Origin of the sequence: Kitasatospora sp. NPDC059599 (assembly GCF_042735125.1) — a bacterium.
In the GTDB taxonomy this organism is placed as follows: Bacteria; Actinomycetota; Actinomycetes; order Streptomycetales; family Streptomycetaceae; genus Kitasatospora.
On the sequence record NZ_JBHWCL010000020.1, the window covers coordinates 24794 to 38156 of the forward strand.

A 13363-nucleotide genomic window follows, 5' to 3' on the forward strand; every position below is an offset into this window, starting at 1 on the left:
ACCGCCGCCGTCCGGACCCCGAACGCCGCCGTCCGGACCCTGAACGGCGCCGACCGGACCCTGAACGGCGCCGACCGGCGCCCGTCTGTGAGGATCGACCCGCCGCGCCACCACCGGAACAGGAGCCGCCCACCGCCATGACCAGCCACGCCGCCGCCCGCACCCCCCGGCAGGACCGCAGCCGCGCGACCAGGGCCCGGCTGCTCGCGGCGGCCGTGGACTGCCTGGCCGAACTCGGCTGGAACGGCTCCACCGTCACCGTCGTCGCCGAGCGCGCCGGCGTCTCCCGGGGCGCCGCCCAGCACCACTTCCCGACCCGCGAGGACCTGTTCACCGCAGCCGTCGAGCACGTCACCGCCGAGCGGCTGGCGGCCGTGCGCGCCCACGCGGACGAACTGCCCGTCGGCGGCCCCGACCGCACCCGCGCCGTGGTCGACATGATCGTGCGCCTCTACACCGGCCCGCTGTTCCGCGCCGCCCTGCACCTGTGGACCGCCGCCGCGACCGAGGACGCGCTGCGCGAACGGATCATCGCCCTGGAGGGGCACGTCGGCCGGGAGGCCCACCGGGCCGCCGTGGAGTTCCTGGACGCCGACGAGGGCAACCCCGGTGTGCGCGAATCGGTGCAGGCCACGCTGGACCTCGCCCGCGGGCTGGGTCTGGCCAACCTGCTCACCGACGACAGCCTCCGACGATCCGGAGTGATCCGGCAGTGGGCGGGCGTTCTTGAGAGTACGCTGCGCCCGGTACGCCCATGACGCCCGTACATCCGGAGCGGCCGGACAACCCCTGACCAAGGGGTCGCCGGGCGGCCGATGTCCGTGCAGTCTGGAGAAGAACCCCGGCCGGCACGGACCGCGAGGCCCACCCGGCCGGGCACGAGCCGAACCGGGGTGCTGCCTGATCATGCACGGACACGAGTGGGACGCGACCGACGCCGCCGACCCGGCACCGGGCGGCACATCGGTGCGTCCGGAGGGGGTACGTCCCGAAGGCCACCGGCTCGTCCCGCTCGCGACGGCCCTCCTCCAGGACGACGGCCTGATCCTGCACTGGAGCGAGGACGCCGAGGCCCTGCTCGGCTACACCAGCGAGGAGGCCGTCGGAAGCTACGCCGCGCAGCTGCTCACCGACAGCGGCGACCGCGCCGAGGTGCTGGCCCTGTTCGAGCGGATCATGGGCGGCACCGGCTGGTCCGGCGTCTTCCCCGTCCGGCACCGCGACGGCCACAAGGTCGACCTGGAGTTCCGCACCTACCCCATCGCCGGACCGACCGGCACCCTGCTGCTCCTCGCCACCGCCTCCGACACCCGCGCCCTGCACGCCGTCGAGGCCGACCTGGCGGTGCTGGACGGCATCTTCGGCCGCTCCCCGATCGGCATGGCCGTCTACGACACCGACCTGCGCTACATCCGGCTCAACGAGGCGCTCGCCCGGATGAACGGCGTACCGGTCGCCGCCCACCTCGGCCGCCGGATATCCGCCGTCCTGCCGGGCATCAACAGCGCCGAGATCGAGCAGACCATGCGGCTGGTGCTGCGCACCGGCAAGCCCGTCGTGGACGCCCGCTCGCACGGCCGGGTCCCCGGCGACCCCAGGCGGGACCGCGCCTGGTCCGCCTCCTACTTCCGGCTGGAGGACTCCACCGGCCGGGTCTTCGGCGTCTGCTCCTCGATCATCGACGTCACCGAGCGCTTCCAGGCCGAGGCCCGCGCCGCCCGGGCCCAGGAACGGCTCGCCACCATCGCCGAGGCCACCGCGCGGATCGGCACCACCCTCGACCTCCAGCGCACCGCCGAGGAACTGATCGAGGCCGTCGTCCCCCGGTTCGCCGACTTCGCCACCGTCGACCTCCTGGAACCGGTGCTGCGCGGTGCCGAGCCCACCCCGATCCCCTCCGACCGCACCGTCACCCTGCGCGCCGTCGCCGTCGGGGAGTCCTACGAGACCGGCCTCGCGAGCGCCGTCGACGTCGTCGGCGAGACCTCCGAGTACGCCCCCGACCGCAGCTACACCCAGTGCCTGCGCAGCGGCAAGCCGCTGCTGCGGGCCAGCGTGGACGAGGAGGTGCTGCGCGGACTGGTCTCCAGCGACGACCGGGTCGCCCCCGGGATGGCGGCGGGCATCCACTCGTACCTGATGGTGCCGATCACCGCCCGGGGCATGGTGCTCGGCGGCTCCGAGTTCATCCGGATGCGCAACCCCGAGCCCTTCACCGCCGCCGACGTCGCCCTCGCCGAGGAACTGGTCGCCCGGACCGCGCTGGCACTCGACAACGCCCGGCTCTACCGGCGCGAGCGGGAGACCGCCCTCACCCTGCAGCGCAGCCTGCTGCCGCAGGAGGTGCACCGCACGCTCGGCCTGGAGATCGCCTACCGCTACCTGCCCAGCAGCGTGGTCAGCGAGGTCGGCGGCGACTGGTTCGACGTGGTGCCGCTGTCCTGTGGGCGGGTCGCCCTGGTGGTCGGCGACGTGATGGGCCACGGCATCCGGGCCGCCGCCACGATGGGCCAGCTGCGCACCGTCGCCCGGACCCTGGCCACCCTCGACATGCCGCCCGAACAGGTCCTCACCCGGCTGGACGAGACGGCCTCCGGCATCGGCGAGGGCCAGTTCGCTACCTGCATCTGCGCGGTCTACGACCCGCTGGAGCGCACCGTCCAGGTCGCCTCGGCCGGGCACCTGCCGCCGGTGCGGGTCTCCCCCGACGGCACCGCCGAGATGGTCGAGGTGCCGCCCGGCGTGCCGCTGGGCGTCGGCGGGGTGGCCTTCGAGTCGATCGAGTTCACCATCCCCGAGGGCGGCACGGTCGCGCTCTACACCGACGGCCTGGTCGAGCGGCGCGGTCAGGACCTGGACGCCGGGATCGACCTGCTGGCCGGCACGCTCTCCGGGCCCGGCCGGACGCTGGAGGAGAGCTGCGACGCCGTCCTCGGGGCGCTGGTCACCGACGGCACCGAGGACGACATAGCGATGATCATGGCGCGGGTGCTGCCGCTGCCCGCCGACCGGATCGCCACCCTCCCGCTCAGCGGCGGCGGCCGGCTGCCCGGCAAGGCCCGCCGCTTCACCCGCGCCACCCTGGAGTCCTGGGGGCTGTCCGCGCTCACCGACTACGCCGAACTGCTCGTCAGCGAGCTGGTCACCAACGCCCTGCTGCACGCCGACGCCCCGCGGCGGCTGCGGCTGTTCCGCGACCGGGTGCTCACCCTGGAGGTCTCCGACGCCGGCGGCCAGACCCCGCAGCTGCGCCCGTTCGCCGAGCAGGACGAGGGCGGGCGGGGGATGTTCCTGGTCAGCGAGCTGGCCCAACGCTGGGGCAGCCGGCTCACCCGGGACGGCAAGGTCGTCTGGGCCGAGCTGGAGCTGCCGTTCGGGGCGGGGTAGCCGCCGCCGCGCGACACACGGAAACGGCCGTTCTCCTCGGGAGAACGGCCGTTCGTGTCGCGTCGTGTCCGGGCCGGTCCCGGGCGTGTCCTACCGTGTGGCCGGCCGGGTCACACCCGGACCTGCTCCGAGGAGCCGGCCGGCGCCTCCTCCGGAGCGAGCTCCGGCGCCTGCGCGCCGTCCGCCGCCGGCGTCGGCCCGGCGAGCCCGCGCAGCAGGCGCCAGGCCATCACGGACGCGCCGACCAGCAGCGCGGCGGCCAGCAGTCCGGCGGTGTTCATGCCGCCGACGAAGACCTGCTTCGCACTCGCCAGCAGCGGCTGCGCCAGCTCCGGCGACAGCCCATGCGCCGTCTCGACCGCCGCGCCCAGCGACTCACCGGCCCGGGCCGCGTCCGCCGGGTCCGTCCCGGCCGGGACGGCCAGCCCGTTGGCGTAGATCGAGCCGACCACCGAGCCGACCAGGGCGATGCCGAGCGCGGTGCCCAGCTCGTACGCCGTCTCGGAGACCGCGGAGGCGGCCCCGGCCTTGTCGGCGGGCGCGGCACCCAGCACCAGGTCGGCGCCGAGCGTGTAGACCACGCCCTCGGCCGTCCCGACCAGCAGGAAGGAGGCGGCCAGCAGCAGGTAGGTGGTGTCCTGCTCCAGCCCGCCCAGTACGCCGACGCCCAGACCCATCACCAGCAGACAGGCCGTCAGCGCCTTCCGGGCGCCGAAGCGCCGGGCCACCCGGACGGTCAGCAGACCGCCGACCACCGAGCCCGCGAAGGCCGGCAGTTCGGCCAGGCCGGCCTGGAGCGGCTGGTAGCCGCGGACCAGCTGCAGGTACTGCGAGACCACGAAGATCACGCCGGACAGGCCGACCAGGGAGATCAGCGAGGCCGACACCGCCGCGGTGAACCTCCGGTCGCGGAACAGCCGGACGTCGAGCAGCGGGGTCTCCAGCCGCAGCTGACGGCGGACGAAGGCGGTGAGCGCGGCGGCGCCGAGCACGAAGGTGACCGGCACGTCCCAGCGGACCACGCCGTGCGCGGCGGCCTCCTTGACGGCGTACACCACGCCGATCACCCCGGCCATCGACAGGACGACGCTCAGCACGTCCCAGCGGCCCGGCTTCGGGTCCTTGGACTCCGGCAGCAGCCAGGTACCGAAGCCCAGCAGCAGGAGCAGCACCGGGATGTTCAGCAGGAAGACCGAACCCCACCAGAAGTGCTCCAGCAGCACCCCGCCGACCACCGGCCCGAGCGCGGCGCCGGCGGTGGCGGCCGCGCCCCAGATACCGATCGCGGTGGCCCGCTCCCGGTCGTCCGGGAAGAGGCTGCGGATCAGTGACAGGGTGGACGGCATGATCGTCGCCCCGGCGACGCCGAGCAGCGCGCGGGCCAGGATCAGCCAGCCCGCGCTCGGCGCGTAGGCGGCCAGCAGCGAGGCCGCGCCGAAGGCCGTGGCACCGGCCAGCAGGAGCTTCTTGCGGCCGATCCGGTCGCTCAGCGCGCCCATGCTGACCAGCAGGCCGGCCAGGACGAAGGAGTAGGCGTCGCCGATCCAGAGCAGCTGGGTGCCGCTGGGGCGCAGGGTCTCGCTGATCGACGGGATGGCGAGGGAGAGGACGGTCGCGTCCAGGGCGACCACGGTGACGGCCAGGACGAGGACGGCGAGGCCGGTCCAGCGCTGGCGGGCGGTCGGGGAACTCATGGCGTATCGGTGTCCGGTCTGCAGTCGGAGGTGCTGCGGTCCGAGGTGCTGTGGGTGGTGGGGGCGGGGGAGGGGGCGCCCGGTCTGCGCAGCGCGCCGCCGAGGAAGAGCTCGGCGAGCGAGAAGGCCGCGTCGCGCGGGGCGAGCCGGCCGTCCTGGATGGCCCAGCCGACGCCGGCCACCAGGTCGAAGAAGGCCTCGCTCAGCCAGGCGGCGCTCAGCTCGATGCGGAACACGCCCTGCTGCTGACCGCGCAGGAACAGCGCGTGCAGCCGGGCGATCTGGAGCTCCCAGAGGTCGTTGATGTCGTCGACGTCGTAGAGCTGGTTCTCTCCGGCCAGGAAGGCGCAGAGCATGGCGTCCGGGACCGAGGCGTCCACCAGGCGGCGCAGTGCCGCCTCGGCGTCGCCCTCCTCGACGTCGGCGGTGTCCAGTGCGGTGGCGAACCGGCGCAGGCCGAGCAGGCCGACCTCGCGGATCAGCGCCTCGCGCCCGGGGAAGAGTCGGTGCAGGGTGGCGCGGCTGATGCCGGCGGCCCGCGCGATCTCGTCCAGGTGGGCGGTCGGGCGGCGGGAGAGCACGCCGACGGCGGCTTCGAGGACGGTGTCGCGGTCGGTGGCCATGAATCGAGTCTAGTTCATCTGAGACATGGATGTCTCATTATTAAGTTCCGAGTCTCAAATGATCCACAGGTGACGGGTGTCCGGACAGCAAAAAACCGGGGACGGTGGGTACCGTCCCCGGTCGGGGCAACCGCTGCGGCGCTGCTCGGCTCCGGTGCTGCTCGGCTCCGGCGCGCGGCTCAGCTCTGGTTGTAGAAGCCGGTCTCGTCGAGCGGGCGGTCGATCACCATGACCTCGACCTCGGCCGGGGTGAGCAGGAAGACCCGGCGGGCGATCCGCTCGATGCCGCCCCTGGTGCCGAAGATCAGCCCGGAGGCGAAGTCGACCATGCGCTTGGCCTCGGCCTCCGCCATCTCGGTGAGGTCCATGACCACCGGGGTGCTCGCCCGGATGTGCTCGCCGACCGTGCGCGCCGCCTCGAAGCCCGTCGGCCGCAGGGAGACGATCTTCGTGGGCGCGGGGACGGACGGCACCGTCTCCTGATCCACCCACTCGTCGTCGTACACCGCGGCCGGGTAGTTCCCCGAGGGCATCAGCCAGCCGTTGTGGTGCTCGTCGCGAAGTGCTCCCATGCCGCGCCTCCCTGCCTCGTCCCGTCCTGGTCCCCCGGGGTCGCGTGCCCTTTTTGACACGTCATCCACTCGTCGGAACTGTCCGAGTATCGCACTGTTCACCGGTCCCGTGCCCGCTCGCGACCCCCGTACGAGTCGTGCCGTGCCGGAAACCCGGGCGGACCCGGGCAAAGAGAGCAGACGCGGCGCGGCACCGTACGGTTGCGCGCGTAGACCATATCGGTAGCGGTCGCCGCGTAATTGACCTTCTGTCAACAATGCGGAAAAGATTTCACCCGGCGCATCACTCCCCGGTCGCGCCGTCCACCGACTCGCGCAGAAGATCGGCGTGCCCGTTGTGTCGCGCGTACTCCTCGACCATGTGGGCAAGGATCCAGCGGAGCGTCACTTCCTGCCCGTGGCGCAGCCGCTTGCCGACGGTGTCGAGCGGCAGACCGGCGGCCGCGCCGCGGGCGGCGTCGATCTCGGCGCGCCAGGTCGCGAAGTCGGCCGCGACGTCGGCGGTGTCGACGTTGTCGAAGTCGCCGTCCGGCTCGGCCTCGGTCCAGAAGTGGCCCGCGACCTCCCCGCCGAGCAGGACGCTCCGGAACCAGTACCGCTCCACCTCCGCCATGTGCCGGACCAGGCCGAGCAGCGAGAGCCCGGACGGCGGGACGGAGCGCAGGCGCAGCTGGTCGTCGGTCAGCCCCTCGCACTTGAGCGCCAGGGTGGTGCGGTGGTAGTCGAGGAAGGCGGTGAGGGTGGCGGCCTCGTCGGCGGCCATCGGTGGGTCCACCCGCGGGTTCTGTTCGGTCATGCGGGCCATCCTGGTGCCCGGCGCCGCTCGGGCGCGAACGAATTGTTCGCCGGGGCGGGCCGCTCGGAAGGACGGCGGGAGGAGGGGCGGCGATGCGGCGGTACGGGCCGGGACGGCCGGCGGGGTACTCAGACCGCCGGCGCCCGGCGACGGGCCCGGGCCGCCCGCCAGAGCCCGGCCACGCTGCCCAGGCCCAGCAGCGCGATCAGGCCCGCCGACAGCAGGAACGCCGCCGACCCGGGCTTGCCCGAGCTGGCCGCCGCCGTCACGTACACCGCCGTGGTCGGCACCGCGCCGACCGCGGTGGCGAGGACGAAGGGCAGCGCGCGGGTTCCGGAGAAGGCGGCGCCGTAGTTGACCGCCTGGAACGGCATGCCGGGCAGCAGCCGCATCACCAGCACGCTGCGGAACCCCTGCTCGGTGAAACGCCGGTCCAGGGCGCCGAGCACCTTCCCGCGCAGGTACGGGCGCAGCGCGTCCCGGCCGAGGCCGCGGCCGAGCCCGAAGGCCAGGGCGGCGCCCAGCGTGGTGCCGAGCACCGCCAGCGCGACGCCCTGCTGGATGCCGAGCAGCAGCCCGGCCGCCGCGTTCAAGGCCGGCCGGGGCACGAAGGCGAGCGTCGCCACCGCGTAGACCAGGGCGAACAGCGGCCCGAACCAGTACCCGGGCAGCCGGTCCGCGAGCCCGCCGGAGAGCAGCTCCGTCGGGCTCCACAGCAGCAGCGACCCGGCCGCCGCGCCGAGCAGCACGATCAGCAGCGACAGTCGCCACCAGGGCGAACGCGGCGCGGCGGGGGGTGCGGGGGCGGCATCGGGCTCGGACACCTGCCCGAGCCTAACCGGGAGCGGGTGCTACCGGGCCGCCGGGGCGACGTCGGTGTACCAGGCCTGGTTGCCGCTCCCGTTGAGCGGCCACTGGATCACCGGCGTCCCGTCCTCCGGGCTCCCGCCGAACAGGTCGAGCCGGAGGCCGCTGTTCACGTTCGCGTAGACGTGGGGGTGGCCGGGGCCCTGGGTGGAGTCGAACCAGCCCTGGTTGGAGCCGCCGTTGCAGGTCCACTGGTCGATCCGGGTGCCGCCGGCGGTGCTGAACCCGGGGACCTCCAGGCACTTGCCGCTGTGGACGTTGACGATCGTCGAGCCCGGCCCGCTGGTCCACTGCTGGTTGGCGCCGCCGGTGCAGGTCCACTGGCGGACGGGGGCGCCGTCGTCGGTGCGCCAGTCGGCGACCTCCAGGCACTTGCCGGTGACGACGTTGCTGATCCGGTACTGCCCGGCCTGACTCGCCGAGGCCGCCGGGGCGGCGGGCACCGTCGCGGCGGCGGTGGCGAGCCCGAGGGCGGCGGTGACGAGCAGGCGGCGCGCCGTGGTGAGCGGGGCGGGCCGGCCCTGCCGGAGGTGTGAGGTGGTCATGGATTCCCCCCTGGGAACGTGGTCATGGGATGACGTGCGTCGGAAGCACCGTGCGGCCGGGGCCGCAGCCGGGCGGGGTGCCCGGGGCCCGGCCGGCGGGGTCAGCGCCGCCACGACGGGTCGTTGCGCCAGTACTGGTTGCTCGCCCCCATGGTCGGCTGCCACTGGATGACCGGGGTGCCGTCGGCCGTGCCGGCTCCGGAGACGTCGAGGAAGAGCCGGCTGGCCTCGTTCTGCAGGTGGAAGACGGCCGTTTGCGGCAGGATGATCATCCGCCACTGCTGGTTCGGCCCGCCGTGGCAGGTCCACTGGTCGGCCTGGGTGCCCCAGGTGGTGCTGGACCCGGGGATTTCGAGGCACTTGCCGCTGTGGACGTTGACGTAGGTGCTGTCGGAACGCCGGACCCACTGCTGGTTGGCGCCGCCGGTGCAGGACCACAGGCGGACGGGTGCGCCGTCGTCGGTGCGCCAGTCGGCGACCTCCAGGCACTTCTTGACATCATCCGAGGCCACGATCGCCCGCGGGATGTCCTCGGAGCCGGGCGTGGTGACGTCGGCGCCGGCCGGGGCGGTCGGCGCGAGCGCGAGGAGGCCGGCTGCGGCGAGGGCGCCGGCGACGGTTCGGAGGCGGGTTCGGTCGGGTACGGCGGTCATGCGTTCCCCCCTGGGAATGGTGAGTGGGTGCCCGTCGGCGGACGGACGTCCGGTGGCGGGCCCGGTGGCGGACGGGCGGTTCAGCGCGGCCCGGCGAGGAACGCCAGCAGGCGTTGCCAGGAGTCCCGGGCCGCGACGGAGTGTTCGACTGCGGACAGTTCGAAAAAGTTGTGCGGCGCGCCCGGATAGGTGACGAACTCGTGCGGACAGCCGGCCTCGGTGAGCGCCGCGTCGAAGGCGTCGACGGCGGCGGGCGGGATGTGTTCGTCGGCGCCGCCCCAGAAGGCGAGCACCGGGGCGGTGAGGCCGGCCGCGAGCTGGGTCGGCCCCGGGGCTCCGTTGACGGCGTCGGGGTAGCCGTAGTAGCCGACCGCGCCGGACAGGCCGAAGCGGGGTGCGGCGGCGCGGAAGGCCTGGCGGCCGCCGAAGCAGAAGCCGAGCGCGACCACGTCGGACGGCCCGGCGGCGCGCAGCCGTTCCAGGGCGGCGGTGAGGTCGGCGTCCAGCCCGTCCGGGGTGAGCGCGAGCAGGTGGGGGAGCAGGTTCGGCAGCTCGCCGAATTCCGGCGGGCGGTTCTCCGGGTCGGCTCCGGCGGTCCGGCCGTAATAGTCCGGGACGAGGGCGGGATGCCCCTGTTCGGCGAGCCGGACGGCCGTCCGCCGGTAGAAGGGGGAGAGCCCCTTGTTGTCCGGCAGGACGAGGACGCCGACGCCGGTGGCGACCTCCGGCCGGGCCAGGAACGCGCCGAATCCGGTGCCGTCGGCCGAGGTCAGGGTGAGCGGTACGGCCTCCGCCAGGGGCTGCCGGGCGGGGGAGAAGGCGGGTGGGGCGGCATCCGGGTCGTAGCACACGGGAATCCCTCTCGCGGATCGCGAAAAACCGCCGGGCGCGGCTGCGCCCGACGGTCGGAGACATTAGCGGGGAATTCCCTGAAGAATTCCCGATCATATCGTGGAGAGATCTTTTCCGGAAGGCTCTTTCGATTCCGGTGCGGTCACGGTTGCGCCGGCGGAATTCCGTTCGGCCAGGCGCAGCGCCCCGGCGCTCAGCACCAGCGCGAAGGCGAGCGCGGTGACCAGGCCGAACGAGACGGTCAGCGAGGTGGCCTGGGCGAGGGCGCCGATGACCGCGGGGGCGATCAGGCCGGAGGTGTAGGTGACGGTGGCGACGCCCGCGATGGCCTGGCTGGCGTTGCTGCCGATCCGGCCGGCGGCCGCGAAGGCGAGCGGGACGATGACCGCGATGCCGATGCCGATCAGGGCGAAGCCGGGGATGGCCAGCGCCGGGCTGTCCGCGGCGACCACCAGCAGGCCGCCGAGGGTGGCGACGGCGCCGCCGATCCGGGTGGTGCGGACGGCGCCGAGGCGGCGGATCGCGGCGTCCCCGGCGAGGCGGCTGACCGCCATGGTGAGCGAGAAGGCGGTGTAGGAGGCGGCGGCGAAGGTGGCCGAGGCGCCGGTGACGTCCCGCAGGTAGATGCCGCTCCAGTCCATCGAGGCGCCCTCGGCGAAGACCGCACAGAAGCCGACCAGTCCGATCACCAGGGAGCTGCGCGGCGGCAGCGCGAACCGCGGAGGCTCCTCCGCGCCCTCGTGGGCCCGCAGGTCGGGCAGGCCGCGGCAGACCGGCTGGGCGAGGGCCAGCAGGACCAGCGCGGTGACGGCCAGCTGCAGCCGGGCGTCGAGGTCGAGGTGGGCGGCGAGGATGCCGAAGCCGGAGGCCAGCAGGCCGCCGGCGCTCCACATCCCGTGCAGGCCGGACATGATCGAGCGGCCGAGCCGTTCCTCGATCTCCACGCCCTGCGCGTTCATCGCGACGTCCGCCATCCCGGCCGTCGCCCCGTAGGCCAGGAGCGCCACGCACAGCACCGGCAGGGAGGGGGCGAGCGCGGGCAGGGCGAGGGCCAGGCACCAGAGCGAGATCAGGCCGCGGACCGCCGCCCGTCCGCCGTGGCGGTGGACGAAGCGGCCGGCCAGCGGCATGGCGAGCGAGGAGCCGATGGCGGGCATGACCAGGGCCAGCCCGAGCTGTCCGGTGGAGAGGTCGAGGCGCTCCTGGATCCACGGGATGCGGGTGACGAAGCTGCCGCTGACGGCGCCGTGCACGCCGAAGACCAGGGCGATGCTCGCCCGGGCCCGGCGTGGGGCGGTCAGCGGTTCCGGGGGTGGTGCGGTGGTGCGGTTCATCGGCGTTTCCCTCCCGGTCGCGCGAGGCGGGCGCGACAGTGCCCTGTGGGTGCCCCTGTCGGCAGTCAAGCGCAGGTGTGTCCGGTCCGTGCGGTGCCTGCGGCGGGTGGTGCGTGTGGTCCGTTCGCCCGGTCCGGGCCTCAAAGTCCGGGTCTCGTGGCCCGGGCGAGCGGTTCGGCCGGACGGTTCAATAAACTATCAGGAAGGGACCCTGATAGAAACACTCTGGAAGGATGAGCTGCCATGACCACCGCGCGTACGGCCACGCCGAGCACCGCCCGGGCGATCAACGACCGGCTGGCGCTCAACCTCCTGCTCGAACAGGGCCCCCTGACCGCGACCGAGCTGCGCGACCTCACCGGCCTCTCCCGGCCGACCGTCGCCGACCTGCTCGAACGCCTCCAACGCACCGGACTGGTGGCCGTCATCGGCGAACGCGGCGAACAGCGGCGCGGCCCCAACGCCCGGGTCTACGGACTGGTCGCCTCCCGCGCGCACATCGCCGCCTTCGACGTCCGCTCCGGCGGCGTCAGCCTGGTCGTCGCCGACCTCGCCGGGCACACCCTCGCCACCGCCGAGGTCCCGGTCGAGGGCGACGGCGGACCCGGCACCGCCGCGGCCATCACCGCCACGCTGCTGGAGACCGCCCGCGGCGCCGGCGTCGAACGGCTGCACACCGTCGCCGTCGGCGCCCCCGGACTGGTCGACCCCGCCACCGGACGGCTGCAGAGCACCGGCAAGCTCCCCGGCTGGCACGCCGAACTCCTCGCCGCCCTGGAGGAGTTGCCCGGCACCGAGGTGATCCTGGAGAACGAGGTCAACCTGGCCGGGCGGGCCGAGTACCGGGTCGGCGCCGCACGCGACCGCGACACCTTCGTGCTGCTGTGGCTCGGCCACAGCGTCGGCGCCGCCGTCATCCTGGACGGGCGGCTGCGCCGCGGCTTCTCCGGCGGCACCGGCGAGATCTGCTTCCTGCCCGTCCCCGGCACCGTCGGACTGCCCAGCGCCGACAGCTGCGAGGGCGGCTTCCACGGTCTGGTCGGCAGCGCGGCGGTCTGCGCGCTGGCCCGCGAGCACGGCCTGCCCGCCGACCCCGCCGGGGACGCCCCCGCCGCCGAGGCCGCCGTCCGGGCGGCCGTCGACGCGGGCGAGGCGGGCGGACGCTTCCTGGACGAGCTGGCCGAACGGATCGCCGTCGGCGCGGCGAGCGTCTGCGTCGTGCTCGACCCCGGCTGCGTGGTGCTCGGCGGCGAGGTCGGCCGGGCCGGCGGCGCCGGGCTGGCCGGGCGGGTGGAGCGCCGGCTCGCCCGGCTCTCCCCGCTGAGCACCGAGGTGCGGGCCGGCACCGCGGGCGGCGGCGCGGTGCTCGCCGGGGCGGTGCTGACCGCCGGGGACGCGGTCCGGCGGGACCTCTTCGGCGAACCCTAGGGTCCGTCCTCAAACCCCCGGCGTCCGCCCGGAGCCCCGCAGACGCGGGTTCGACGACGAACCCCGGGGTCCGTCCTCGAACCCGCGGCAGCCCTCGCTTTCCCCTCGCCGCGCCCGGTACGGCAGGATGGCCGCCGGGGGGTGCGCACTGCCGAGACCCTTGTCCCTCGAACCACCGTCAGGAGTCGCTCATGGGCCAGCCCGAGGTGCCGGCGAACCCGTACCGCATCGGCGAGGCCGCGGCGCTGCTCGGCGTCAGCGCCGACACCATGCGGCGCTGGGTGGACGCCGGGCGGCTCGCCGCCGCGCGGGACGAGCACGGGCACCGGATCATCCCCGGAACCGAGCTCGCCGCCTTCGCCCGCGAGCTGGCGCGGCCGGAGAACGCCGAGGCCGAGGGCCGCCCGTCCTCGGCCCGCAACCGCTTCCCGGGGATCGTCACCGACGTGCTGCTCGGCGACGTCGCCGCGCAGGTGGAGATCCAGGCCGGGCCGTTCCGGGTGGTGTCGCTGATCAGCCGGGAGTCGGCGGAGGAGCTGAACCTGGTCCCCGGCGCACCCGCCACGGCGGTCATCAAGTCCACCAACGTGATGATCGAGCGGCGCTGACGCC

At 74.3% G+C, this 13363-nt stretch carries 13 protein-coding genes; 4 read left to right on the forward strand and 9 right to left on the reverse strand.

What is annotated here, in order from left to right:
- Positions 1–137: 137 nt before the first annotated feature.
- Both ACFV04_RS10390 and ACFV04_RS10395 read left to right on the forward strand, forming a co-directional pair.
- Positions 138–758, forward strand: a complete 621-nt coding sequence (locus tag ACFV04_RS10390) for a TetR/AcrR family transcriptional regulator (RefSeq protein ID WP_380344974.1) — start codon at positions 138–140, stop codon at positions 756–758.
- 148 nt (positions 759–906) lie between these two features.
- Complete coding sequence (locus ACFV04_RS10395; RefSeq protein WP_380344972.1) at positions 907–3387, forward strand: SpoIIE family protein phosphatase; 2481 nt, start codon at positions 907–909, stop codon at positions 3385–3387.
- Between the two features lie 110 nt (positions 3388–3497).
- On the opposite strand, the gene ACFV04_RS10400 is transcribed toward ACFV04_RS10395, so the two are convergent.
- The 9 genes from ACFV04_RS10400 to ACFV04_RS10440 form a co-directional block, all read right to left on the reverse strand.
- Entirely contained in the window at positions 3498–5081 is a 1584-nt protein-coding gene (locus ACFV04_RS10400) for an MFS transporter (RefSeq protein WP_380344970.1), read from the reverse strand.
- Positions 5078–5704, reverse strand: a complete 627-nt coding sequence (locus tag ACFV04_RS10405; protein ID WP_380344969.1) for a TetR/AcrR family transcriptional regulator — start codon at positions 5702–5704, stop codon at positions 5078–5080. Before ACFV04_RS10405 ends, ACFV04_RS10400 begins: the two co-directional genes overlap by 4 nt.
- 179 nt (positions 5705–5883) lie before the next feature.
- Positions 5884–6276, reverse strand: a complete 393-nt coding sequence (locus ACFV04_RS10410; RefSeq protein ID WP_360254506.1) for a cell division protein SepF — start codon at positions 6274–6276, stop codon at positions 5884–5886.
- Between the two features lie 283 nt (positions 6277–6559).
- Complete coding sequence (locus ACFV04_RS10415; protein ID WP_380528228.1) at positions 6560–7072, reverse strand: DinB family protein; 513 nt, start codon at positions 7070–7072, stop codon at positions 6560–6562.
- Between the two features lie 128 nt (positions 7073–7200).
- Complete coding sequence (locus tag ACFV04_RS10420) at positions 7201–7896, reverse strand: TVP38/TMEM64 family protein (protein WP_380528230.1); 696 nt, start codon at positions 7894–7896, stop codon at positions 7201–7203.
- A gap of 27 nt (positions 7897–7923) precedes the next feature.
- Positions 7924–8484, reverse strand: coding sequence for an RICIN domain-containing protein (locus ACFV04_RS10425; RefSeq protein ID WP_380528232.1), 561 nt, complete (start codon positions 8482–8484; stop codon positions 7924–7926).
- Between the two features lie 101 nt (positions 8485–8585).
- Positions 8586–9137 (reverse strand): RICIN domain-containing protein, encoded by a 552-nt coding sequence (locus ACFV04_RS10430; protein ID WP_380528234.1) that lies wholly within the window; start codon positions 9135–9137, stop codon positions 8586–8588.
- A gap of 80 nt (positions 9138–9217) precedes the next feature.
- Positions 9218–9988, reverse strand: coding sequence for a dienelactone hydrolase family protein (locus ACFV04_RS10435; protein WP_380528236.1), 771 nt, complete (start codon positions 9986–9988; stop codon positions 9218–9220).
- Positions 9989–10081: 93 nt separating this feature from the next.
- Positions 10082–11323: an MFS transporter gene (locus ACFV04_RS10440; RefSeq protein WP_380344958.1), complete on the reverse strand. Its 1242-nt coding sequence runs from the start codon at positions 11321–11323 to the stop codon at positions 10082–10084.
- Positions 11324–11566: 243 nt separating this feature from the next.
- On the opposite strand from ACFV04_RS10440, the gene ACFV04_RS10445 reads away from it, so the two are divergent.
- Both ACFV04_RS10445 and ACFV04_RS10450 read left to right on the forward strand, forming a co-directional pair.
- A complete protein-coding gene (locus ACFV04_RS10445; protein ID WP_380344956.1) occupies positions 11567–12751 on the forward strand; it encodes an ROK family transcriptional regulator in 1185 nt (394 codons plus the stop codon).
- Between the two features lie 191 nt (positions 12752–12942).
- Positions 12943–13359 (forward strand): molybdopterin-binding protein, encoded by a 417-nt coding sequence (locus ACFV04_RS10450; RefSeq protein ID WP_380344955.1) that lies wholly within the window; start codon positions 12943–12945, stop codon positions 13357–13359.
- Positions 13360–13363: the final 4 nt, after the last annotated feature.

Excerpts from the sequence above, each read along its gene's own strand:
- ACFV04_RS10390 (WP_380344974.1), top strand. The coding sequence starts at position 138 with ATGACCAGCCACGCCGCCGCCCGCACCCCCCGGCAGGACCGCAGCCGC.
- ACFV04_RS10395 (WP_380344972.1), top strand. The coding sequence starts at position 907 with ATGCACGGACACGAGTGGGACGCGACCGACGCCGCCGACCCGGCACCG.
- ACFV04_RS10400 (WP_380344970.1), bottom strand. The coding sequence starts at position 5,081 with ATGAGTTCCCCGACCGCCCGCCAGCGCTGGACCGGCCTCGCCGTCCTC.
- ACFV04_RS10405 (WP_380344969.1), bottom strand. The coding sequence starts at position 5,704 with ATGGCCACCGACCGCGACACCGTCCTCGAAGCCGCCGTCGGCGTGCTC.
- ACFV04_RS10410 (WP_360254506.1), bottom strand. The coding sequence starts at position 6,276 with ATGGGAGCACTTCGCGACGAGCACCACAACGGCTGGCTGATGCCCTCG.
- ACFV04_RS10415 (WP_380528228.1), bottom strand. The coding sequence starts at position 7,072 with ATGACCGAACAGAACCCGCGGGTGGACCCACCGATGGCCGCCGACGAG.
- ACFV04_RS10425 (WP_380528232.1), bottom strand. The coding sequence starts at position 8,484 with ATGACCACCTCACACCTCCGGCAGGGCCGGCCCGCCCCGCTCACCACG.
- ACFV04_RS10430 (WP_380528234.1), bottom strand. The coding sequence starts at position 9,137 with ATGACCGCCGTACCCGACCGAACCCGCCTCCGAACCGTCGCCGGCGCC.
- ACFV04_RS10440 (WP_380344958.1), bottom strand. The coding sequence starts at position 11,323 with ATGAACCGCACCACCGCACCACCCCCGGAACCGCTGACCGCCCCACGC.
- ACFV04_RS10445 (WP_380344956.1), top strand. The coding sequence starts at position 11,567 with ATGACCACCGCGCGTACGGCCACGCCGAGCACCGCCCGGGCGATCAAC.
- ACFV04_RS10450 (WP_380344955.1), top strand. The coding sequence starts at position 12,943 with ATGGGCCAGCCCGAGGTGCCGGCGAACCCGTACCGCATCGGCGAGGCC.